Below are 21,947 nucleotides of genomic sequence, written 5' to 3' on the forward strand. Positions count from 1 at the left end.
AGATATCCGTTCTCTTCAGACCAAGGAGTGCGTGCAGTAGCGCTCGATCACCTCGCACAGCTGATCGACCTCGCCCAATGGCACGAATCGGCTGATCGACCAGCCGTTCTCGCCGCGCTTCTGGCTGAAAACGCGATAGCCCACCACGGCGCCGCCAAATCGATAGCGGGAGACGAGCAGCGTGTCTTCGCCATAGGTGAAGTCGGGCCTGTGGGAGATGTGGAGGTGCTGGAAGGGGTTGTTCGGGTCGAAGTGAATCGATTCGAACAGGCCCTTCGCATCCACCCGTTCGAATGCTTCCTTGAGATCATCCTCGAAGCACGCGTGGCCCTTGCCAGCCCGCTCGCGGATAGCCGTGACGGGTACGGTCTTCACGGGCCAGCCGCTGAGTTCCGGCGCCAGGTGATCCCAGCCCTTGGCCAGTGCGATATCGCGGGGCGTCTCGCCGTGGGCATTGGCCCGGAACACATTCGCCATGCCCTGGAGCCCTTCGAGGATCTCGATGCGTCGGGTCGCACCCCAGCTGCCGGGCTTCTCGGCGAACGGTGCCTTGATCAGCGCGGTGATCAAGGTCTCTCCGTCCCGGGTGAACCCTTCCACCACGTCGTACGGGATGTTGTCCCAGCCGATGGAAAAAACATTGCCTGCCTGGATCAGCGTGGCCAGGGCATCGGTGCTTTGCGTGCTGAGCAGCTCGTTGGTCACCCGCTTGAACGCTTTCAAGGGTAGATACACCGCCTCGATGCTGTCCGCTTCCGAGGTGAAGAGAAAGGTGCCGGGAAGCTTCTTCCTGCAGTGCTTGTGCAGCGCGTCGAGGAAGCTCTGATCGATGTAGGTGCCGCCCTCGTGGGTGAACTTCAGCGCGTAGGTTTCCTGCTGCTGGGTGAAGCTCAGGGTGAGCTTGCCAGTGCGGCCGGCCCTGATCTGCACGCTCTCCGGCGCCAGGTCGCCATTGCTGATGGCCGCCAGGCGAGCGAGTAGCACTTCGTAGTCTTGCGGCTCATCGATCACGTCGGGGTCCAGCGAGGCAACGTTCGCCGGAATCAGCTCGCGGAATATCTCCACGATAGTGGCCTTGTCCTTCGCACTGTTGGGCACCCGGCCGGAGAAGGCCTTGGTCTTACGCAGGATGTCGGTAATCAGGGCGAGGGTGTTCATGAGATGTCCTTATCTCGGCAGCCGAGCGGGCCAGGTGAAAGAGAACGCGTGGGATGAGTGCGCAGGAAGGGCAGGCGAGGCGTGCACGGCGACATCCATTTCCGGCGGCTGGCGGATAGTGCCACTGCGGATGCGGGTTGGAAATCGAGGCGGTACGGAACTGTGAAAGGTGAGCCGGCGCGCACGGGCCCACTTGCTCTGGGGGCTTGCCCTGCTGGCTGCCAGTATTTGCGCCTTCTCGCTGAGCGGGTACGCCTCGCCCATGCTCATGGTGGTGGCGGTGCCGTTCGTCTGGTTCTGCCTGGCCTTGCTGCTGGCGCCTGGGCTGTCATTCGCCTGACCCGAACCTACGGGAGGCTTCAAGTGGGGGGCTTGGCGGCCCTCGACCCTCTACCTTGTGCATTCATCAAGCGCAGCGGCATTTGGGTTGCTAAGGATTTCCCTACAGAAAATCGGGATATGCCGATAACCATTGAGTTCGGATCACAGGAAGATGAAGCGGACCTGAAGACAACCCCAAACCGATAGGTTCGGTGTTGCATCAGCCTCTCATTCCGTTTGGCTTGGCTACTCTGAGGAAGGCCGCTCCGGCTACGGGGCGACCGCTGTGGGCAGTAAGGGCAAAACGTTCGACCCAACATCAAGGAGCTCATCATGTTGTTCAACAGAAAGAGCGGAGTCAGCCCTGCCACCAGGACACCCCAGGACGAGGTAAATCTCCGGCGCCTGCGTGCCGTCGAGGACAACGTCGCGTCCATCTGCTTCACCCCCCAGGGCGAGGTCATCACCGCCAATCCCCTGTTCCTCCAGGTGGTCGGCTACTCCGAGCAGGAGATCGTCGGCAAGCATCACCGCATCTTCTGCGAGGACAGCTTCCGCAATTCCAGCGCCTATGAGCGCTTCTGGGCGTCCCTGGCCAACGGCATCTCCCAGCGCGGGGTGTTCAAGCGCATCGCCAAGAACGGCTCGGTGATCTGGCTGGAGGCGACCTACTTCCCGGTCAAGGATGAGTCCGGTCGCGTGGTGGAGGTGCTGAAGATCGCCAGCGACGTCACCCAGAAACACTCCGACCTGCTGGTACTGGCGGCGCTGAGCGACGCGCTGCGCCGCTCGATGGCGATGATCGAGTTCACCCCCGAGGGCGTGATCGTCGACGCCAACGACAACTTCCTGCACCTGATGGGCTACAGCCTCGGCGGCCTCAAGGGCCGTCACCACCGCATGCTGTGCCTCGATGAGTTCTACAAGGAGAACCCCGATTTCTGGGCCAACCTCAAGGCCGGCAATTTCTATCGCGGCCATTTCGAGCGCAAGACTTCCTCCGGCAACACCGTGCACATCGAGGCCAGCTACAACCCGGTGAAGGACGAGTCCGGCACCGTGTTCAAGGTGGTCAAGTTCGCCATCGACGTCACCGAACAGGTACGCCGCAACGAAGAGGTCCGGCGTGCCGCCGAACTGTCCTTCTCCACCGCCGAGGAGACCGCTCAGATCTCCAACCGGGGCATGGGTTCGCTCGACCAGTCGGTGGCGATCTCCGCCACCACCCTGACCATGGTGAACACCGCCGTGGACCTCATCTCCAAGCTGAGCCTGCAGGCCAAGGACATCGAGAACATCGTCACCACCATCCAGGGCGTCGCCGAGCAGACCAACCTGCTGGCCCTCAATGCCGCCATCGAAGCGGCGCGGGCGGGGGATATGGGGCGTGGTTTCGCCGTGGTGGCCGACGAAGTGCGGCAACTGGCAGGGCGCACCAGCGGCGCCACCATCGAGATCAAGAGCGTGGTCACCGAGAACGTGAAGATGACCCAGCAGATCGACGACTACATGAAGAAGATCGAGGCCAGCGCCCAGGAGAACAACGCGCAGATCTCCACCGTCGCCACCATCATGGGCGAGATCAGCCGGGGTGCCGAACACGTCGCCAAGGTGGTCTCGGCGCTCTTCAAGTAACCCCGGCCCCCGGCGCACCCTCCAGCGGGCTCGCCGCCTCGCTCTTCATGCGCGGCATCTCGATGCCGTGCTGCTTCACCCGCCGGTACAGGGTCGCCCGGGAGATGCCCAGGGCCCGGGCGGCGGGCAGCGGTTGCCAGCGGTGGCGCACCAGGGCGTCCAGCAGGGCCTGGCGTTCCGGGCTGGCGGGTGTCTCGTCCCGGAGTTCCGGCGCTGCGCCGCGCAGCTCTTCCGGCAGGTCCTGCAGGCGCAGGGTGTCGCCGGGGCAGATGGCGCAGGCATAGCGCAGCACATGCCGCAGCTGGCGCACATTGCCCGGCCAGCGATAGCCCAGCAGGCATTCCAGCGCCGCCTCGCACAGCCCCAGGCGCAGCCCGCAGCGGGCCGCTTCCTCGTCCAGCAGGCGGTTGATCAGCGCCAGCTTGTCCGTGCGTTCGCGCAGGGGCGGCAGCTCGAAGCGCGCTCCGTTGAGGCGGAAGAACAGGTCCTCGCGGAACTCGCCCGCCGCCACCAGCGCTGCCAGGTCCCGATGGCTGGCGCAGATCACCTGGATGTCCACCGCCTGCCGGCGTGCCGCCCCCAGCGGCGCCACCTCGCCCTCGGCCAGCACCCGCAGCAGGCGGGTCTGCAGGGCCAGGGGCATGTCACCGATCTCGTCGAGGAACAGCGTGCCGCCATCCGCCTGCTGCAACAGCCCGCGCATGCCCTTGCGCTCCGCCCCGGTGAAGGCGCCGGCCACATAGCCGAACAGCTCGCTCTCGATCAGGTTCTCCGGGATGGCCGCGCAGTTCAGCGCCACGAAGGGCTTGCCCCGGCGTGCGCTGGCGTCATGCAGCTGGCGGGCGAACACCTCCTTGCCGGCGCCGGTCTCGCCGTGGATCAGCACCGGCAGGTGGCGGTCCTTCACCCGCACCGCCAGGCGCAGGCTCTCCGCGATGCGTGGGTCCAGCTGCGTGGCATCGCGGCTCGGCAGCGCCACGCTCACCGCCCGGCGCGGCACGCTGAGGCGGATGTGCAGGCCCTGCTCGGGAACATGGCGCGGGTGCTCGTCGGCGGCGGCCCGCAGCAGGTCCAGGTCGAACACCTCGCCGATGTGCTGCGGCAGGCGCCCGTGGCGTTCCAGCAGGTAGCGCCGCGCCGCCGGGTTCAGCGCCTGCAGGCGGCCGTCGGCGTCCCAGGCGAACAGGTAGTCCGGCTGACTGTCCACGTAGCCGGGGGCTGAATGGGCGCGCAGCACCCAGTGGCCACGGGTGCTGTGCATGAAGAAGGCGTTCTCGATATCGCGGGCGCTCTGCACCGCCATCTGGCGGATCAGGTGCTGGCTGCGGCGGTCGTCCGGCGATTCCACGGCGGACACGTCCAGCACCCCCAGCAACTGGCCCTGGGGGTCGAACACCGGCGCTGCCGAGCAGGTCAGGCCGATGAAGGCGGCGCGGAAGTGGTCGCGCTTGTGCACCGTCACCGGCACCCGGTTGGTCAGCACCGCCGCCACCCCGCAGGTGCCTTCCTCGCCCTCCGACCAGCAGGTGCCCAGGTACAGCCCCGCGCGGCGGCACTCGCCTCGGATGCTGGCTTCCACGCGGTAGTCGATGGTGCGGCCCTGGGCATCGGTGAGCAGCACGCAGTAGTCGGCATCGCGCACCCGCCCGTGCAGGCGCGAGACCTCCTCGCCGGCGATGCGCAGGAAGCTTTCCGCGCGTTCGCGGCATTCCTTCAGCAGCGTTTCGCTGAGGATGCGCGGGCCCTGCAGCGAGCCCGGGTCCAGGCGGTGCTGGTCCATGGAGCGGCGCCAGGAGTCCAGGATCAGGTCCGGCACCGGTGGTTCGGGCAGGCGTTCGGCGTGGCGCAGCACACGGCTGACGCAGTCCACGTGGGCTTTCGAGTTGGCAGGCAGCATGGGGCCTCCACGGCTCGTGTCGTTGTTCTTGTGCCGGTCATTTAAGCGCCGGCCCGGAGGGCGGACAAGCACGGCGGCGCGCCGCCCGGCGGATGAGACGCCGCGTCTCAGCGTCTCGCCCGCACCCCGTGCAGGCTGACATGGCGCGTCTCAGATCGCGCTTCCCACGGCGCGTCGACAGACCCCTCGCGGCCTCTCTGGCCCGCACCTTTGCGCCCCGCCTGCGCCGTCCTGGCACCGCCCTTGCTCCTGTCCTGGCGACACCGGGACGCCGTCCCGCACCCACAACAACAATTCAGAGGTGCGTCATGACCCTTGTTGCCCCTGCGCCATTTTCCCTTTCCGGCCGGATCGCCCTGGTCACCGGCGGCGGCCGTGGCATCGGCCTCGGCATTGCCTGCAGCCTGGCCCAGGCCGGTGCCGACCTGGTGATCGCCGACCTCGACCTCGCCCTGGCCGAGGAGGGCGCCGCCCAGGTCCGCGCCCTCGGCGCCCGCGCCACGGCCCACGCCGTGGACGTCGCCGAGCCGCAGAGCGTCCAGGCCCTGGTGGACGCCATCGCCCGCCAGCACGGCCGGCTCGACGTGGCGGTGAACAACGCCGGCGTCATCAGCATCCACAAGGTCCGCGAACTCAGCGTCGAGGACTGGGACCGGGTCATGACCATCAACGCCCGCGGCGTGTTCCTCTGCTGCCAGGCCGAACTGGCGCTCATGCAGGCCCAGCGCTGGGGGCGGATCATCAACGTCGCCTCCATCGCCGGGCGGGTCGGCTTCCCGGACCTGGCCCACTACAGCGCCTCCAAGTTCGCCGTCATCGGCTTCAGCAACGCCCTGGCCAAGGAGGTCGCGCGCGAGGGCATCACCGTCAACGCCCTGTGCCCCGGCATCGTCGGCACCGGCATGTGGCGCGGCGAGGCCGGGCTCTCCGGGCGCTGGGCGCAGCCGGGGGAGAGCGAGGCGCAATCCTGGGCGCGCCACCAGGCCAGCCTGCTGCCCCAGGGCGAGGCGCAGACCGTGGAAGACATGGGCCAGCTCGCCGTCTACCTCGCCTGCGCGCCCCACGTCACCGGCCAGGCGATCGCCGTCGACGGCGGCTTCTCCCTGTGAGTGCCGCCATGCCCCTGCGCGTCGGCATCATCGCCAACCCCGCCTCCGGCCGTGACGTGCGCCGCCTCACCGCCAACGCCGGGCTGTATTCCAGCACCGACAAGGCCGCCGTGGTGCAGCGCCTGCTCGGCGCGTTCGGTGCCACCGGGGTGGACGAGGTGCTGATGCCGCCGGACATGACCGGCATCGCCGCCGCCGTGCTCAAGGCCAGCGCCAGCCGCCACGCCCACGACAGCCGCTGGCCGCGCCTGGAGTTCCTCGACCTGCCGCTGCGCCAGAGCGTGGAAGACACCCGCCACGCCGCGCGCCTGATGGTCCGGCGTGGCGTCGCCCTGGTGGCGGTGCTCGGCGGCGACGGCACCCACAAGGCCGTGGCGGGGGAGGTGGGCGACATCCCGCTGTTGTGCCTCTCCACCGGCACCAACAACGCCTTCCCCGAGCTGCGCGAAGCCACCGGCGCGGGCCTGGCCGGCGGGCTCTACGCCAGCGGCCGCATTCCGGCGGAGGTGGCGCTGCGCCGCAACAAGCGCCTGCGGGTGCGCATCGCCGCGCGCGGCATCGACGAAACCGCCCTGGTGGAAGTGGCCGTCTCGCCGCTCACCTTCACCGGGGCCCGCGCCATCAGCCGCGCGGAGGACCTGGCCGAGGTCTACGCCGCCTTCGCCGAGCCCCACGCCATCGGCCTCTCGTCCCTCTGCGGGCTGTGGAACCCGGTGTCGCGGCGCTACCCCCGTGGCAGCTGGGTGCGCCTCGACCCCGGCGCCGAACACACCCTGCTGGCGCCGCTCGCCCCCGGCCTGCTGCAGGCCTGCGGCATCGTCGCCAGCGGCAGCCTGGAACCCGGCATCCCCCGGCTGCCGCGCCTGGCCGCCGGCACCCTGGCCCTGGACGGCGAACGCGAGATCGAGTTCGCCGCCGCCGACCGCCCCAGCATCACCCTCGAACTCGACGGCCCGCTGAGCATTGACGTCGAGGCCGCCCTGGCCTTCGCCGCCTGCCATCGCCTGCTGGCCGTCCCTGGCAAGCCCGTGAACCACCCTGGAGAACAAGAAGATGTCCACGCTTTCGACTGAGCAATTGCTCCATGCCTACCGCGTGATGCGCACCATCCGCGCCTTCGAGGAACGCCTGCACGTGGAGTTCGCCACCGGCGAGATCCCAGGCTTCGTCCACCTGTACGCCGGCGAGGAAGCCTCCGCCGCCGGGGTGATGGCGCACCTCGACGACGAGGACTGCATCGCCTCCACCCACCGTGGCCACGGCCACTGCATCGCCAAGGGCGTGGACGTGTACGGGATGATGGCCGAGATCTACGGCAAGAAGACCGGCGTCTGCCACGGCAAGGGCGGCTCCATGCACATCGCCGACCTGTCCAAGGGCATGCTCGGCGCCAACGGCATCGTCGGTGCCGGCGCGCCGCTGGCCGCCGGCGCCGCCCTGGCCGCCAAGCTCAAGGGCAACCGCGCCGTGGCCGTGGCCTTCTTCGGCGACGGGGGCTCCAACGAGGGCGCCGTGTTCGAGGCCATGAACCTCGCCTCCGTGTGGAACCTGCCGTGCATCTTCGTCGCCGAGAACAACGGCTACGCCGAGGCCACCGCCTCCAACTGGTCCGTCGCCTGCGACCATATCGCCGACCGCGCCGCCGGCTTCGGCATGCCCGGCGTCACCGTCGACGGCTTCGATTTCTTTGCCGTGCACGAAGCCGCCGGCGCCGCCATCGAGCGGGCCCGGGCCGGGGAGGGGCCCTCGCTGATCGAAGTGAAGCTGACCCGCTACTACGGCCACTTCGAAGGCGACGCCCAGACCTACCGCGCGCCCGACGAGGTCAGGCACTACCGCGAAACCCGCGACTGCCTCATGCAGTTCCGCGAGCGCACCACCCGTGCCGGCCTGCTCCAGGCCAGCGCGCTGGACGCCGTCGATGCCGAGGTCGAGGCCTGCATCGAAGAGGCCGTGGTGCGCGCCAAGGCCGACCCCAAGCCATCCCCCGCCGACCTGCTCAGCGACGTCTACGTCGCCTACCCGTAACCGGCCGGCGAGCCGCCAGAAGAACAATCAAAGGAGAGCCATCATGGCCAGAAAGATCAGTTACCAGCAGGCCATCAACGAGGCGCTGGCCCAGGAAATGCGCCGCGATCCCAGCGTCTTCATCATGGGGGAGGACAATGCCGGCGGCGCCGGCGCACCCGGCGAGGACGACGCCTGGGGCGGCGTACTCGGGGTCACCAAGGGCCTCTACCACCAGTTCCCCGGCCGCGTGCTGGACACCCCGCTGTCGGAGATCGGCTATGTCGGCGCCGCCGTGGGCGCCGCCACCCGGGGCCTGCGCCCGGTGTGCGAGCTGATGTTCGTCGACTTCGCCGGCTGCTGCCTGGACCAGATCCTCAACCAGGCCGCCAAGTTCCGCTACATGTTCGGCGGCAAGGCCGTCACCCCGCTGGTGATCCGCACCATGGTCGGCGCCGGCCTGCGCGCCGCCGCCCAGCACTCGCAGATGCTCACCGCGCTGTGGACCCACATCCCCGGGCTCAAGGTGGTCTGCCCCTCGTCCCCGTACGACGCCAAGGGCCTGCTGATCCAGGCCATCCGCGACAACGACCCGGTGATCTTCTGCGAGCACAAGCTGCTCTACTCCATGCAGGGCGAGGTGCCGGAAGAGCTCTACACCGTGCCCTTCGGCGAGGCCAACTTCCTCCGCGACGGCGACGACGTCACCCTGGTGACCTACGGCCGCATGGTCCACCTGGCCATGGACGCCGCCGCCAGCCTCGCCCGCCAGGGCATCTCCTGCGAGGTGCTGGACCTGCGCACCACCAGCCCGATGGACGCCGACAGCATCCTCGAAAGCGTGGAGAAGACCGGCCACCTGGTGGTCATCGACGAAGCCAACCCGCGCTGCTCCCTGGCCACCGACATCGCCGCGCTGGTGGCCGAGCAGGCCTTCCACGCCCTCAAGGGGCCGATCCGCCAGGTCACCGCCCCGCACACCCCGGTGCCGTTCTCCGACGCCCTGGAAGACCTCTACATCCCCAGCGCCGCGAAGATCGAAGCCGCCGTGCTGGCGCTGCTGCAAGGGAGAAACGCCGCATGAGCCGCATCCATACCCTGACCATGCCCAAGTGGGGCCTCTCCATGACCGAAGGCCGCGTGGCCGACTGGCTCAAGCAGGACGGCGACACCATCGAAAAGGGCGACGAAGTGCTCGACGTGGAGACCGACAAGATCAGCAGCAGCGTCGAGGCGCCGTTCTCCGGCGTGCTGCGGCGCCAGGTGGCGCGCCCCGAGGAGGTGCTGCCGGTGGGCGCGCTGCTCGGCATCGTGGTGGAAGGGGAGGCCAGCGAAGCGGAGATCGACGCCGTGGTCGAGCGCTTCCTCGCCGAGTTCGTGCCCGGTGGCGAAGGCGAGGCCGACAGCGGCCCCAGCCCGCAGAAGGTCGAGCTGGACGGCCGCACCCTGCGCTACTTCGAGCGCGGCGAGGGCGGCGTGCCGCTGGTGCTGATCCACGGCTTCGGCGGCGACCTCAACAACTGGCTGTTCAACCACGAAGCCCTGGCCACCGAGCGCCGCGTCATCGCCCTCGACCTGCCCGGCCACGGCGAATCCGCCAAGCAGCTGGCCCGCGGTGACCTGGACGAGTTGAGCTGCGCCGTACTCGCGCTGCTCGACCACCTCGACATCGAGCACGCCCACCTGGCCGGCCACTCCATGGGCGGCGCCGTCGCCCTCAACACCGCGCGGCTGGCCCCGCAGCGGGTGCGCAGCCTCAGCCTGCTGGCCAGTGCCGGGCTCGGCGCCGAGATCAACGGCACCTACCTGCAGGGCTTCGTCGAGGCCGGCAACCGCAACGCCCTCAAGCCGCAGCTGGTGCAGCTGTTCTCCGACCCCGCACTGGTCACCCGGCAGATGCTCGAAGACATGCTCCGTTTCAAGCGCCTGGAAGGGGTGGACGCCGCCCTGCGCCAGCTCGCCGACACCCTCAACGAGGCGGGCCGCCAGCGGCTCGACCTGCGCAGCGTCGTGGAGAGCGGCCAGCACCCCGTGCTGGTGGTCTGGGGCGAGGCCGACGCCATCATCCCCGCCCACCACGCCGAGGGCCTGCCGGCCGAGGTGCACATCCTCCCGGGGCAGGCCCACATGCTGCAGATGGAGGCCGCCGATGCGGTCAACGCCCTGCTGCAGGCCTTCTTCCAACGCCACTGACGATTACCGGGCCCGGCAGCCGCCGGGCCCCAGGAGAACCCCATGAGCATCCTCCCCAACAGCATGCGTGCCGCGGTGTGGCACGGCCGCAACGACATCCGCGTGGAAGACGTGCCCCTGCCCGGCGACCCGGCCCCCGGCTGGGTGCAGATCCGCGTGCACTGGTGCGGCATCTGCGGCTCCGACCTGCACGAGTACGTCGCCGGCCCCGTGTTCATCCCCGTGGAAGCGCCGCACCCGCTCACCGGCATCAAGGGCCAGTGCATCCTCGGCCACGAGTTCTGCGGCGAGATCGTCAAGCTCGGCGACGGCGTGCAGGGCTTCGCTCTGGGCGAAGTGGTCGCCGCCGACGCCTGCCAGCACTGCGGCACCTGCTACTACTGCCGCCACGGCCTCTACAACATCTGCGAGAACCTCGCCTTCACCGGGCTGATGAACAACGGCGCCTTCGCCGAATGGGTCAACGTCCCCGCCAACCTGCTGTACAAGCTCCCAGCCGGCTTCCCCGCCGAGGCCGGCGCCCTCATCGAACCGCTGGCCGTGGGCATGCACGCGGTGAAGAAGACCGGCAGCCTGCTCGGGCGCAACGTGGTGGTCGTGGGGGCGGGCACCATCGGCCTGTGCACCATCATGTGCGCCAAGGCCGCCGGCGCCGCCCAGGTCATCGCCCTGGAGATGTCCAGCGCGCGCAAGGCCAAGGCCCGCGAAGTGGGCGCCAGCCACGTGCTGGACCCGAACGAATGCGACGTGCTCGCGGAAATCCGTGCGCTCACCCAGGGCCTGGGCGCCGACGTCAGCTTCGAATGCATCGGCAACAAGCACACCGCCAAGCTCGCCATCGACGCCATCCGCAAGGCCGGCACCTGCGTGCTGGTGGGCATCTTCGAAGAGCCCAGCTCGTTCAACTTCTTCGAACTGGTGGCCACCGAGAAACAGGTCCTCGGCGCCCTGGCCTACAACGGCGAATTCGCCGACGTCATCGCCTTCATCGCCGACGGCCGCCTCGACATCACGCCCCTCGTCACCGGCCGCATCGAACTGGAGCAGATCGTCGAAAAGGGCTTCGAAGAGCTGGTGCACAACAAGGAACACAACGTGAAGATCATCGTCTCCCCGCGCGCGGCATAAGTCCCGACTGTGGCCGCGAACTGCGGCCTGACCCCGGCGCCAGGCCGGGGTTTTTTTGTGGGGGATGGGAGTGGTGGGGTGAGTCTATTGGAGGTCAGGTTTCGGCCATAAGCAGTCATCAAGTGTCTAGGGGAGCCGGAGCGATTCAGTGCGATTAGAACATCAATCTAAAGAACTCATATGGAGTTTTTAATTACTTAATACTTTGTCCGTTTAATGAGTCAATACTGGCTAGGAGAAGTTCTGCTTTTCGAGTGTATAGATCAAGGCCTGATGCCGCGAAAATGGATCTCGCAGATTGGGCGTGATTTCTTGCGAGGTGTATATCCCCCTTTTTTTTATTGATTTCGGCCATTAATAGTTCAGCACTGCCCAGGCCAATGATGTAATTGGAGGACTTGAAGATCGCATCGCTTTTGCCCACGTACCTTTCTGCGTCAGATAACCTGTCTTGCTTGGTATAAATGTCTGCCAGGTTAAGGTAGCCAATACCTAAGGCGGTAGAGTCTGGAGATCCGCGCAATATTTTTTCCTTTAATGATATCGACTCAAACATCTGAGATTCTGCCGTTGCGTACTCCTCTAGCAGTCGGTGACAGTTGGCGGAATTTCCAAGCAGAACTGCGACAAAGCTTTTTCTCTGGATGCTTCCTTTTAGCTCCAGCGCAGGAGAGTAATAACTATCCAGCGCTATTCTCGCTAATCTAATTTTTTCTTCTTTTATTGTTTCTGCCTCAGCCATCTCATAATAAACATTTCCCAGGTTTCCTAGGACCGAGGCAAGAAAATCGTCATCTCGAATGCCAAGATTGTTGAATTTGACAAGAGCGCTTTTCAAATGCGATTCGGCAAGCTTGAAGTTTTTTTTATCTTTATATAGAAGGCCAAGGGTATTGTCGGCTGTTGGATTTGTTTCATCTAATTTAAGAGCAATATGGCTGGCGCTTATGGCTTTATCTGGCTCGCCAATTTCATCATAAATGTCAGATAAATTCGAGTATCCTGCGGCTGTTGGATTTAGCTTAAGTGACTCTTCCAGCCTGCCAACAGACACCTTGAAGTTGCTGTCGTCAGCTTCTGAGGTTCCGCGACGAAAGGCTTCGTACGCTGCATTTATAGCCCGGCCTTCAACTTTAAGTTTGTCAAGCTCCATGTATCTCTGGAAACCAAGAGCTGTCAATAACATAGCAACGGCCATGATGGCGAGAAAGCCGAGAAAGTAATACCTTCGAGTAGTGTAAATGAGGTATTCTTTTGCGGTCAGTCCATCCTTTGGCTTTAATCCTTCTTGAATTAATGCGACAATTTTATCTTTCTCTGGGAGGAGGCTAATACGCTTCTCAATACTTGAGAGGTATAGTTTTTGATATGAAATGAACGCCCAGACGAGAGCAACAACGATATAGGCTCCGAAAGCTAATGGATTCGATGCTGCCGAGCCCAAACCTTGTATTAATATTTGAAAGTCCATCAATTATCTCCCTGATTACTTTGCGGTCTCTCTGGACGGACGGGGTCAATTAATTTTTTAATTGGGTGTGGATATCCTTCGACATGCCAACTCACCCAAAGCCTGGCGCGCAAGTCTTCTTTGTCGTCGGGCTCTATGGAAAGCCAGTTCCTGCTTGCAATGAGACATTTTCCGCTATGTGCAATAGGTAGCATCTCGGCCACTAAGCCAGCGTCAATCTTCTCACTGTTACTCGTAATAGCTTCAAGGCAGCTGATGGCAAATGGATCTAGTGGAGGATGTACAATTCCAGTCGAAATCAGTTGGTAAATAACTTCGGCCCCACGATTGCCATGTTTCGGGTTTGTTGATCGGATAATGCTTGCAGCTGCCACGTGGACGTCACCTGAAACGATAGTGGCCTTACAACTGCTTTCAGTTGAGAAATCTAGAAGTCCATTAATAATTTGCTTGCGCTCATCCTTGTGGGGGGCGTGCCTCCAGTGATCACGAAAATCATCTTCCGGGCCAATCTCTCCTGGAATCCACCCGACTAAATTCTCAAGCAGTGCTAAGCTAACAAAGGACACTGGGACGCTAGAGACAAATAGAAGATGTGCGTGCCGCTTTGTTGTTAAGCTTCTAATCCAGTCGAACATCTGCTTTATGCTCTCCTGGGACATTACCTGCGTCGGCTTTATTTTATTGCCGGCCTTAATGTCAGGGGCACGCTCTGATCGGAGATCCGGAACTACAATAGCTAGATTTCCTAGGTCACTGAACGCGAATGAGTAACCTGCTTCAGTAATGGCCCCAGGCCTTTTTTCTTTTGGGCCTATCTGCTGTTGATATATTCTGAAGTATCGCTCCGCAATGCTAAATAAACTTTGGTGAACTGGGCTTTCATGTAGTTTCTGAGGGTATGAGCCCCAGCCATCCATTATGTCGTGGTCATCCCACATCATTAAGGTTGGCACTAATCTAAGTACCTGAAGAATTTCAGGTCGAGACCAATATCTAGGGTATACGCGCGCGAAGAAATTATCTGCTTGTGCTTCCATATCGGCAGTCCATTTCTCATCATCTCGGCTCCATGAGAACTTTTCGTACCAGTCATTCAGCGGCGTGCCTTTGGTCTTAAGCATCTCGTCGCTATAAATTTGGTCGCCACCTAAAATTAATAGATGATATTTTGATCGATTGTGTGACTCCGCGAGATTGCTCCATCTCTCTGCGTATTGTGCTCCAAGGCTTACGTATTTTGCATCCGAAACCCCAGAGCACGATGCATACGCAATTCGAGGGGCTTGACCTGATGGTGGAACGTAGAAACATCCCGAAATCCCATCAAATATATATTCGACACAGAGCTCTACTTCTTCCTGAAGCACCTCAATATCCAATCGCCATACGTCCATCGTAGGGGAGCTGAGCGGCACTTGCGCAATCAGGGATGAGGAGGCCTTGCACTTTCCACAAGCATATTTTGGCTCTTCATTGCCAAGCGCTCTTAGCAACAGTGCGGAAACCAAATATTTGCGATCATTTATCCCTCGAAAACTCAGGATAGGGCCGAAGGGGAGTTCATACATGAGCAGTCCTCCTTGACATGACTGGATAGCCAAGCGCCACTATTCGCGGGCTCCCTCTCAAAGATAGACAGTTTTCTGCGATGCGCTGGTACTTCGGCTAACAGCGCTATGAATCGCCCTTGGTGTTGTAGGCACATCCGAGCGGGGCTATTGGCCGATAGCCGCCATTCCCATCAGTAACGCCGCACTCCCATGCGGCGTTTCTATTTTCAACGGTCTAGAAACCGTTCCCAGCTCGGCCCGTCCCCAAGCAGCGGATCACCGCGCGCGGACATACGACGTGGCAGGCCTTGCCGTCCGATCCGGGTTTCGCTTTGCCTGCGTGGGGGCACACGAAGGGCGCCGGCTAACGACGTAGCGGTGTAGGGGCGACTTCAGTCGCCCAAGGGATGCGCAGCATCCCCCTGTGATACCGAGTGGCAGACCTGCGGCCTGCATGGCGACTGAAGTCGCCCCTACATGGCACGTGCCTTACGGGGTCAGCGCGGGCTGGATGGCGGCATTGGGCTCCGAGCGCGGCATGTTGCGCTGCGCACCCAGGATCATCTCCGCCGCCTTCTCCGCGATCATCATCGCCGGGGCGTTGGTGTTGCCGGTGATCAGGGTCGGCATGATCGAGGCGTCGACCACGCGCAGGGCGTCGATGCCGTGCACGCGCAGCTGGTCGTCGACCACGGCGAGCGGGTCGTGGCCCATCTTGCAGGTGCCGACGGGGTGGAACACCGTGCCGAGGTTGTGGCGGACCCATTGCTCGATCTGCGCCTGGCTGTCGATGTCGCGGCCCGGGACCAGTTCGCCCTTGAGGTGGCGGCGGAAGGCGGCGGTATCGGCCAGGCGGCGCAGCAGGCGTACGCCGTCCACCAGTTTGCGCAGGTCGTCCGGGTGGCTGAGGAAGTTGGCGGCCAGGTGCGGTCTGTCGCGCGGGTCCGCCGAGTTCAAGCGCACTTCGCCCCGGCTTTGCGGGTGCATCACCGCCACGTGCAGGCTGATGCCGTGGCCGAAGGGGATCAGCCGCTGCGGCTGGTTCTTCAACGCCGGGGCGACGATCAGGCCCAGCTCCGGCGTCGGGGCGCTGGGGTCGAGGCGCAGGAAGCCGCCCGCTTCCACGGTGTTGGAGGTGAGCGGGCCACGCCGGCCGGCCAGGTATTGCCAGGGCGAGCGCAGCAGCGGCCAGAGCCCGCGCGGGGAGAGGCCGTAGCCCAGCTGGGCGTCGCTGCGGTACATCAGCACCACGTCCTGGTGGTCCTGCAGGTTCTGGCCCACGCCGGGCAGTTCGTGGCGCAGGGCGATGCCGTGGCGTGCCAGCTCCGCCGCCGGGCCGATGCCGGAGAGCATCAAGAGTTGCGGCGAGTTGATGCTGCCGGCGCTGAGGATCACCTCGCGGTCGGCGAACAGCTGCAGCCGCTCCTGGCCCTGTTCCACTTCCACGCCCACCGCGCGGTTGCCTTGCAGCAGTACGCGGTGGGTGAGGGCGCTGCTGAGTACCTCAAGGTTGGGGCGCATCAGCGCCGGGTGGAGGAAGGCCCGTGCGGCGCTGCAGCGTTCGCCGTTGATCTGGGTGACGTGGAAGGGGCCGATGCCTTCCTGATCACTGCCGTTGAAGTCGGCGTTGTAGCGCCAGCCGAGTTGCTCGCCCGCCTGGTAGAACACTGCGTTCACGGCGCTGGGGCTGCGCAGTTCGGCGACGTTGAGTTCCCCGCCCTGGCCGTGCCAGGGCGAGGGGCCGGGTTCGAAGTGCTCCGAGCGGCGGAAGTAGGGCAGCACCTCGTTATAGCTCCAGCCCCGGTTGCCTTGGGCGGCCCACTGGTCGTAGTCGTGGCGGTGGCCACGGATGTAGATCATCCCGTTGATGGCGCTGGAGCCGCCCCAGACGCGGCCGCGCGGGCAGGGCACCTCCACTTCGCCGTTGCCTGTCGCGTGGCTGAAGCGGTGCATCCAGTTCCATTTCGGGTTGGCGATCAGGCGGATGATGCCCGCCGGGGTACGGATGTAGCCGCCCGGGAACAGGCTGCGGTCGCTGGGGCCGGCTTCGATCAGGCAGACCGAAACGCTCGGGTCGGCGGAGAGCCGGTTGGCCAGCACGCAGCCGGCCGAGCCGGCGCCGACGATGATGTAGTCGAAGCGACGGGGTGAGGTCATGGCGGATTCCTTGTGGTTCACAGGCCCAGCAGCGAGCCGACGTCGAGGGTCAGTTGCAGGGCGACGACGAAGCCGTCGCCACTGATCTCGGTGGCGCCGGGGTTGTAGTAGTTGTCCGGGTTGAAGACGTACTGGACGCTCGGTTCCAGGGCGAGGTGGCGGGTGAGGGCGAAGTGGCCGTTGCCTTCCAGCGCGTAGACATCCTTCGAGCCCCGGCTCGGGTCGCCACCGGCGGCGATGCGGCTCTGGCGCTGGAACTCCAGCTGGTGCGGGTTGAGGCGCAGGTAGCTGGCCTTGAGGTTGAGCCTATCCTGCGGGCGTTCGAAGGGGGCGAGCCAACTGATGCCGGCCTCGGCGAAGTGGCGGAAGGGCTGCTTGTCATCGGCAGCCGCCGACAGCGAGCCGAACAACTGCGCGGCCTGGGGCGCACCGCCCTGGCCACCGTCGGCGCGCCATACCGTCTGCTGGAACTTGAAGAAGGCGCCGCTGCTGCCGTGCTCACTGGCGCCGGTGAGCGGGTCGGTCTGCCTGGAGGTGTTGTGGTAGCCGTTGAGCTCGTAGTGGGAGCTGTAGGGGTTGCGTTCGACGCCTTCGCGGCGGCCGATGCCGTAGAGCAGGCTGGTGCCGCTGGCGTCGGTGGTACTGAAGTCCAGCCCGTGGCGTTTCTTCAGGTAGTCCACCGGGTTGGATTCGAAGGCCCCGGCGTGCAGGTAGACGTCCGGGCTCAGGCGGTACTTCATGTAGCCGCCCCAGGCGCCGTAGGGCGGCGGCAGGACGCCGGTGGAGGCGTCGATCACCGGGTCGTTGCAGGTGACCTGGCTCTCGCAGTTGTAGATGAGGAAATAGCGGCGCGCGTTGGTGCGGCCCAGGTGGGTTTCCAGGTTGCCGTCGCGCCACTGTTGCTCCCAGGTGAGCAGGCTCAGCTGGCTGGCGCCGATGTCGTTATGGATCGGTGCGCCGCCGAAGTAGCTGCCGACGGCGCCCTGCCAGTTGCGCGACGTGGGCTGGCCGGTGTTGCGGTCGAGGATGAACTGGGTCTGCTCGATGTGCAGGGCGGCGCCATCCAGCCCGGTCATCTTGCCCAGGTCCAGGTCGGCGCCGAGGAACAGGTCGCCGCTGTTGCCGAAGCTGTGCGGGCGCGGGCCGGTGTCGAGGTTCTTCAGCGCCAGGCTGAGGAATACCGCGTGGGTCTTGATGCCGTGTTCGGCGAGCTGGCTGCCCAGCTCCGCCAGCGGGCCGGGGGCGTCTTCGGCGAGGCAGGGCAGGGTGGGCAGGCTCAGCAGCAGGGTGGCGAGTGCGGTGGTGCGGGTCATGGTGAGCGGTCCTTTCTTGTTGTTGTTTGCCGTTCGTTGGGCAGCAGGGTCCCGTCCGGGGCGCGGGTCCCGGATGGGGTGTGTGGATCTGTCGGTCAGGGGCTCAGGTGCAGAGGTAGCCGCCATCCACGGCGAGCACGGCGCCGGTGATGAAGCTGGCCGCCGGGCTGCAGAGGAAGGCCACGGCAGCGGCCACCTCGGCGGGCTCGCCCCAGCGCTCCAATGGCGTGCGCTGCATGATCCGCCGGGTGGCGGCGGCATCGGCCTTGAGCCCGGCGCCCAGGGGCGTGTCGATCCAGCCCGGGGCGATGGCGTTGACGCGGATGCCGAGGGCCGCGTACTCGATGGCCAGCGACTTGCTCAGTTGCACGATGGCGCCCTTGCTGGCGCTGTAGGCCGGGCGGTCGGCCGAGCCGAAGGTGCTGAACATCGAGGCGATGTTGATGATGCTGCCGCATTGCCGGGCCAGCAGTTCGCGGGCGCACTGGCTGGCGCCCATGGCGGCTACGAGGTTGACCTGCAGGACGCGCTCGAAGCTCGCCGGCTGGTATTCCTCGCGGTCGCGGCTGATGCCCGCGCAATTGACCAGCACATCCAGCCGGCCCAGGCCCTGGAAGGCCGCCGCCAGCGCGGCGGCGTCGCTCACGTCCAGTTCCAGCGGGCGGATCAGCGGGTGGCGCGGTGTCAGCGTGCCGCCCGCGTCGAGGCCGGCGGCCAGCACCGAGGCGCCCAGCTCGGCGAACTGCAGGGCGATGGCCGCACCGATGCCGGAAGTGCCACCGGTGACCAGCACCTGCCGATCCCGGAACAGCGTGGGGTTGAAGGTGGTTGCGTGCTGCATGGTTCAGGCCTCCGCCAGTTCGGGGTTGGGATTGACCAGCACCTTGATCTGCGCCTTGTCGGCCAGCAGGGCTTCGAAGCCATCGCTGACGGCGCGTTCCAGCGGCACGCAGCGGGTCACCGCGCGGCCGAGATCGAGGTGGCCGCTGTCCAGCAGGGCGATCAGCTCGGGGTAGACGTCGCGGTAGCCGACGCTGCTGGTGATGCGCAGCTCGTTATTGACCAGGTGGAAGGCGTCGAAGCGCGCCTCGCCCATCAGGCCCACCAGCACCGCTTCGCCGCCCTTGCGCAGGCTCTGCAGGGCCGCATCCAAGGTCGCCTGGCTGCCGGCGGCCTCGAAGGCGCAATCCACGCCACCGCCGTCTTGCAGCTGCTGCACCACGTCCACCGCGCGGGCATCGAGCACCTGCTCGGCGCCGAACTCCAGGGCCCGCACCAGGCGCTCCGGGGCAACATCCACCGCGATGATGCGCGAGACGCCACGTAGCCGGGCCAGGGTGATCAGCAGCAAGCCGATGGGGCCGAGACCGAACACCGCGCAGCTGTCACCGGGCTGCAGGCTGCTCTGGCGCAAGGCATGCAGGGCCACGGCGGCCGGCTCCAGCACGGCGGCCTGACGCAAGCTCACCCCGGTGGGCAGGCGGTGCAGCATGTAGGCCGGCACCCGGGCGCGCTCGGCGAAACCACCGTCACCCATCAGGCCGATAAAGCCCATGGAGCTGCACAGGTTGTACTGGCCCGCGCGGCAGTGGCGGCAATCACCACAGCGGTAGATGGGCTCCACCGCCACCCGGTCGCCGGGCTCGAAGCCCTCCACGCCGACACCGAGCGCACGCACCACGCCACTGAATTCGTGGCCCAGGGTCAGCGGTGCGCGGCAGCCGGAAATCGGGTGCGGCTGCTGCTGGGGGATGGAGTGCGGGCCGTCCTGGTATTCGTGCAGGTCGCTGCCGCAGATGCCGCAATAGGCCACCTGGATTTCCACCTCGCCGGGGCCGGGCGGGGTGGCGTCGAGTTCGCTCAGGCGCAGGTCCCGGGCGCCATGCCAGCGCAATGCGTTCATCAGGGTTGTCCTTGCAGGTTGGCGGTGTCCGTGAGGGGGCGGCCGGCCTTGCGGGCCAGCACCGTGGGCGCGGTTTCCTTGAGGAAGAGCGAGAGCAGGGCGGCCAGCAGGGCGCCGCCGCAGCTCATCCACATCACGATGGAGAGGCCGTAGCGGTCGGCGGCGAAGCCGGCGATGGTCGGCGCGATGAAGCCGCCGACCAGCTCGCCGATGCCCATGATCATCCCCAGCGCGGTGGCGATGACGCTGCGCGGCACCGTCTCCGCCGGGATGGTGGCCATGAACAGGGTGAAGCAGCCCAGGCCCGTGTAGGTCAGCAGCATCGCCGCGCCGAGCGTGAAGGGCGTGGGCGCATAGAGCAGGGCCAGCGGGCAGCAGGCGGCCACCAGGGAGAACAGCACCAGGGTCGGGCGCCGGCCGATGCGGTCGGAAATCGCCGCCACGGCGAAGCCCCAGAACACCCAGGCCACGCCCAGGCAGCTCATGATCCCGCCCATGCTCGCCGGGCTGTAGCCGCGCTGGCTGACCAGGAAGGTGGGGGTGAAGGAGATCAGCACGATGAACCAGGTGAGGAACACGCAGCTGATCAGGGTGCACAGCAGGATGTTGCGGCTCTTCAGCAGGGCCAGGCGGCCGCCGAGCCCGACGCCGTTATCGGCTGCGCTGGCGCTGGGCCTGCGCGACCTGTCGTCGGGGCGCACGTAGCGCCAGATCAGCCAGGCGATCAGCAGCCCGGGCAGCAGCGAGATGACGAAGGCATGCCGCCAGCCGAAGGCCTCGGCCAGGCCGATCAGCACCGGTGGGCCGATCACCGCGCCCAGCAGGCCGGCGGCCGAGCCCTGCAGCAGGCCCATGTTGAGGCCGCGCCGGTGCGGCGAGGAGGCCTCCACCATCAGGGATTGCGAGAGCGGCAGGATCGGCCCTTCGGCCAGCCCCATCACGCCCCTGAACAGCAGCAGGCTGAGGAAGCCCCCCACCAGCCCGGACAGCGCCGAGCACAGCGAGAAGAGGATCACCGCCGCGATCAGCAGCGGCTTGCGGATGCCGTTGCGGTCGGACCACAGGCCCACCAGGGCCCCGGACACCGCCCAGGCCAGGGCCAGCACCGACGACAGCATGCCGAGGTGGCGGTTGCCGAGCTGCAGTTCCTCGGCCATGAAGGGAAACAGGAAGGACAAAGCCAGGCGGTCGAAGAACACGAAGCCGAAGGTGAGGAAGAGCACCCCGAGCAGGACGTTTTCATACCGGGCGTTGGAGGTTGCAGGCGCCATGTCGTTCTCCTCCGGGGCGCCGTGCGGGCGCCCCGGGCAAGGGGTCAGCGGAACAGGGAATCGATGTAGGCGGCGCCGAGGCCGATCTTCTCGTAGTGCTCGCGGCACATGGCGATGTAGGAGTGCACATCGAAGTAGCCGTCCGGCTCGCCGTGTTCGTCGAGCCAGATCAGCGGGCCCTTGACGATGAAGAAGGCGCGCATGGGCTCCTCGTGCTCATAGGTCACCAGGGTGTGGCCTTCGCCGGGCGTCTCGTAGACGAAATCGCCGGCGGTGGCGGTCCAGTCGTGCTCCAGGTAACCCCACTTGCCGGAGAGGGTGTAGGCGAAGACTTCGTGGGGGTGGTAGTGGCGGTTCACCAGGCCGGCGCTGCTGGCCATGAGGATGTCGCACCAGCGGTTCTCGCTTGGCGAGATCCACAGCGGGCGCGAAGACACGGTCTCGGTGAAGGGCACGTAGAGGCTCAGGTCGTCGGTCGCCGCGTTGGGCAGGTACACCTCGGGCTTGGCGTCGGGCTTGAAGCAGTTGGGGATGGCTTGCAGGTCTTTCCAGAATTCGTTGCGGGCAGGCTCGGCCATGTTCCAGTCTCGTTGTTGTTATGGACTGGGGCCGACTCTAGAGGGCGCCGCGACAGCGGGTTTGATCGCCTCGGCCCTGTTGTTTGCGCTTTTCGGACAGGGGGCGGGCAGCGGGGCGGAGGGCGATTGACGACGGGCAGCGTTCAGATGTTAATGACCGGGCGTCGCCCATCCCCATAGCGGATGCGCGCGACGCCCGGTCCCCGGGAACTGCCGATGTTTGGCCCGGGGGTTCGAAATGCGGCGAACACGA

The 21,947-nt window shown here is 65.6% G+C and carries 17 protein-coding genes and 2 pseudogenes; 9 read left to right on the forward strand and 10 right to left on the reverse strand.

Annotated elements, in window-relative coordinates:
- Nucleotides 1-15 precede the first annotated feature (15 nt).
- On the reverse strand, nucleotides 16-1,158 hold the full coding sequence (locus HSX14_RS12615) for a hypothetical protein (RefSeq protein ID WP_173174484.1): 1,143 nt from the start codon (nucleotides 1,156-1,158) through the stop codon (nucleotides 16-18).
- Between the two features lie 169 nt (nucleotides 1,159-1,327).
- Between HSX14_RS12615 and HSX14_RS12620 the strand changes: the two genes are divergently transcribed.
- From HSX14_RS12620 to HSX14_RS31600, 3 genes and pseudogenes are all read left to right on the forward strand, one after another.
- On the forward strand, nucleotides 1,328-1,498 hold the full coding sequence (locus tag HSX14_RS12620; protein ID WP_173174482.1) for a hypothetical protein: 171 nt from the start codon (nucleotides 1,328-1,330) through the stop codon (nucleotides 1,496-1,498).
- Nucleotides 1,499-1,812: 314 nt separating this feature from the next.
- Nucleotides 1,813-2,538, forward strand: a pseudogene (locus tag HSX14_RS31595) (PAS domain-containing protein); the annotation flags it as partial.
- A gap of 231 nt (nucleotides 2,539-2,769) precedes the next feature.
- Nucleotides 2,770-3,114: pseudogene (locus tag HSX14_RS31600) on the forward strand (methyl-accepting chemotaxis protein); the annotation flags it as partial.
- Here HSX14_RS31600 and HSX14_RS12630 read toward each other — a convergent pair.
- Nucleotides 3,107-5,011 (reverse strand): sigma-54-dependent Fis family transcriptional regulator, encoded by a 1,905-nt coding sequence (locus HSX14_RS12630; protein WP_173174478.1) that lies wholly within the window; start codon nucleotides 5,009-5,011, stop codon nucleotides 3,107-3,109. The pseudogene HSX14_RS31600 and the gene HSX14_RS12630 overlap by 8 nt on opposite strands.
- 308 nt (nucleotides 5,012-5,319) lie before the next feature.
- On the opposite strand from HSX14_RS12630, the gene HSX14_RS12635 reads away from it, so the two are divergent.
- From HSX14_RS12635 to HSX14_RS12660, 6 genes are all read left to right on the forward strand, one after another.
- A complete protein-coding gene (locus HSX14_RS12635) occupies nucleotides 5,320-6,120 on the forward strand; it encodes an SDR family NAD(P)-dependent oxidoreductase (protein ID WP_173174476.1) in 801 nt (266 codons plus the stop codon).
- A gap of 8 nt (nucleotides 6,121-6,128) precedes the next feature.
- On the forward strand, nucleotides 6,129-7,193 hold the full coding sequence (locus tag HSX14_RS12640) for an ATP-NAD kinase family protein (protein WP_173174474.1): 1,065 nt from the start codon (nucleotides 6,129-6,131) through the stop codon (nucleotides 7,191-7,193).
- Nucleotides 7,174-8,148, forward strand: coding sequence for a thiamine pyrophosphate-dependent dehydrogenase E1 component subunit alpha (locus tag HSX14_RS12645; protein ID WP_074967763.1), 975 nt, complete (start codon nucleotides 7,174-7,176; stop codon nucleotides 8,146-8,148). Before HSX14_RS12640 ends, HSX14_RS12645 begins: the two co-directional genes overlap by 20 nt.
- Nucleotides 8,149-8,191: 43 nt before the next feature.
- On the forward strand, nucleotides 8,192-9,211 hold the full coding sequence (locus HSX14_RS12650) for an alpha-ketoacid dehydrogenase subunit beta (RefSeq protein WP_044400480.1): 1,020 nt from the start codon (nucleotides 8,192-8,194) through the stop codon (nucleotides 9,209-9,211).
- Complete coding sequence (locus HSX14_RS12655; RefSeq protein ID WP_173174472.1) at nucleotides 9,208-10,320, forward strand: acetoin dehydrogenase dihydrolipoyllysine-residue acetyltransferase subunit; 1,113 nt, start codon at nucleotides 9,208-9,210, stop codon at nucleotides 10,318-10,320. The genes HSX14_RS12650 and HSX14_RS12655 overlap by 4 nt, the downstream gene beginning before the upstream one ends.
- A 63-nt stretch (nucleotides 10,321-10,383) precedes the next feature.
- Complete coding sequence (locus HSX14_RS12660; RefSeq protein WP_228723618.1) at nucleotides 10,384-11,448, forward strand: 2,3-butanediol dehydrogenase; 1,065 nt, start codon at nucleotides 10,384-10,386, stop codon at nucleotides 11,446-11,448.
- A gap of 193 nt (nucleotides 11,449-11,641) precedes the next feature.
- Here HSX14_RS12660 and HSX14_RS12665 read toward each other — a convergent pair whose 3' ends face one another.
- From HSX14_RS12665 to HSX14_RS12700, 8 genes are all read right to left on the reverse strand, one after another.
- Nucleotides 11,642-12,919 (reverse strand): tetratricopeptide repeat protein, encoded by a 1,278-nt coding sequence (locus HSX14_RS12665; RefSeq protein ID WP_173174468.1) that lies wholly within the window; start codon nucleotides 12,917-12,919, stop codon nucleotides 11,642-11,644.
- The gene (locus tag HSX14_RS12670) at nucleotides 12,919-14,490 is read right to left on the reverse strand and encodes an alkaline phosphatase D family protein (RefSeq protein WP_173174466.1); all 1,572 of its coding nucleotides are present in this window, start codon (nucleotides 14,488-14,490) and stop codon (nucleotides 12,919-12,921) included. Before HSX14_RS12670 ends, HSX14_RS12665 begins: the two co-directional genes overlap by 1 nt.
- Before the next feature lie 471 nt (nucleotides 14,491-14,961).
- On the reverse strand, nucleotides 14,962-16,629 hold the full coding sequence (locus HSX14_RS12675; protein WP_173174464.1) for a GMC family oxidoreductase: 1,668 nt from the start codon (nucleotides 16,627-16,629) through the stop codon (nucleotides 14,962-14,964).
- 17 nt (nucleotides 16,630-16,646) lie between these two features.
- Complete coding sequence (locus HSX14_RS12680; protein ID WP_173174462.1) at nucleotides 16,647-17,942, reverse strand: carbohydrate porin; 1,296 nt, start codon at nucleotides 17,940-17,942, stop codon at nucleotides 16,647-16,649.
- A gap of 103 nt (nucleotides 17,943-18,045) precedes the next feature.
- On the reverse strand, nucleotides 18,046-18,783 hold the full coding sequence (locus HSX14_RS12685; protein ID WP_173174460.1) for an SDR family NAD(P)-dependent oxidoreductase: 738 nt from the start codon (nucleotides 18,781-18,783) through the stop codon (nucleotides 18,046-18,048).
- 3 nt (nucleotides 18,784-18,786) lie between these two features.
- On the reverse strand, nucleotides 18,787-19,845 hold the full coding sequence (locus HSX14_RS12690; RefSeq protein WP_173174458.1) for a 2,3-butanediol dehydrogenase: 1,059 nt from the start codon (nucleotides 19,843-19,845) through the stop codon (nucleotides 18,787-18,789).
- On the reverse strand, nucleotides 19,845-21,116 hold the full coding sequence (locus HSX14_RS12695) for an MFS transporter (RefSeq protein ID WP_173174456.1): 1,272 nt from the start codon (nucleotides 21,114-21,116) through the stop codon (nucleotides 19,845-19,847). The genes HSX14_RS12690 and HSX14_RS12695 overlap by 1 nt, the downstream gene beginning before the upstream one ends.
- A 44-nt stretch (nucleotides 21,117-21,160) precedes the next feature.
- Nucleotides 21,161-21,694: a 2,4'-dihydroxyacetophenone dioxygenase family protein gene (locus HSX14_RS12700; protein ID WP_173174454.1), complete on the reverse strand. Its 534-nt coding sequence runs from the start codon at nucleotides 21,692-21,694 to the stop codon at nucleotides 21,161-21,163.
- Between the last annotated feature and the right edge of the window lie 253 nt (nucleotides 21,695-21,947).

This window comes from Pseudomonas tohonis (genome assembly GCF_012767755.2).
GTDB lineage: Bacteria > Pseudomonadota > Gammaproteobacteria > Pseudomonadales > Pseudomonadaceae > Metapseudomonas > Metapseudomonas tohonis.

Bases quoted from the DNA above. Each gene is read 5' to 3' on its own strand.
- HSX14_RS12615 (WP_173174484.1), bottom strand. From the start codon at position 1,158: ATGAACACCCTCGCCCTGATTACCGACATCCTGCGTAAGACCAAGGCC.
- HSX14_RS12630 (WP_173174478.1), bottom strand. From the start codon at position 5,011: ATGCTGCCTGCCAACTCGAAAGCCCACGTGGACTGCGTCAGCCGTGTG.
- HSX14_RS12635 (WP_173174476.1), top strand. From the start codon at position 5,320: ATGACCCTTGTTGCCCCTGCGCCATTTTCCCTTTCCGGCCGGATCGCC.
- HSX14_RS12640 (WP_173174474.1), top strand. From the start codon at position 6,129: ATGCCCCTGCGCGTCGGCATCATCGCCAACCCCGCCTCCGGCCGTGAC.
- HSX14_RS12645 (WP_074967763.1), top strand. From the start codon at position 7,174: ATGTCCACGCTTTCGACTGAGCAATTGCTCCATGCCTACCGCGTGATG.
- HSX14_RS12650 (WP_044400480.1), top strand. From the start codon at position 8,192: ATGGCCAGAAAGATCAGTTACCAGCAGGCCATCAACGAGGCGCTGGCC.
- HSX14_RS12655 (WP_173174472.1), top strand. From the start codon at position 9,208: ATGAGCCGCATCCATACCCTGACCATGCCCAAGTGGGGCCTCTCCATG.
- HSX14_RS12660 (WP_228723618.1), top strand. From the start codon at position 10,384: ATGCGTGCCGCGGTGTGGCACGGCCGCAACGACATCCGCGTGGAAGAC.
- HSX14_RS12665 (WP_173174468.1), bottom strand. From the start codon at position 12,919: ATGGACTTTCAAATATTAATACAAGGTTTGGGCTCGGCAGCATCGAAT.
- HSX14_RS12670 (WP_173174466.1), bottom strand. From the start codon at position 14,490: ATGTATGAACTCCCCTTCGGCCCTATCCTGAGTTTTCGAGGGATAAAT.
- HSX14_RS12675 (WP_173174464.1), bottom strand. From the start codon at position 16,629: ATGACCTCACCCCGTCGCTTCGACTACATCATCGTCGGCGCCGGCTCG.
- HSX14_RS12680 (WP_173174462.1), bottom strand. From the start codon at position 17,942: ATGACCCGCACCACCGCACTCGCCACCCTGCTGCTGAGCCTGCCCACC.
- HSX14_RS12685 (WP_173174460.1), bottom strand. From the start codon at position 18,783: ATGCAGCACGCAACCACCTTCAACCCCACGCTGTTCCGGGATCGGCAG.
- HSX14_RS12690 (WP_173174458.1), bottom strand. From the start codon at position 19,845: ATGAACGCATTGCGCTGGCATGGCGCCCGGGACCTGCGCCTGAGCGAA.
- HSX14_RS12695 (WP_173174456.1), bottom strand. From the start codon at position 21,116: ATGGCGCCTGCAACCTCCAACGCCCGGTATGAAAACGTCCTGCTCGGG.
- HSX14_RS12700 (WP_173174454.1), bottom strand. From the start codon at position 21,694: ATGGCCGAGCCTGCCCGCAACGAATTCTGGAAAGACCTGCAAGCCATC.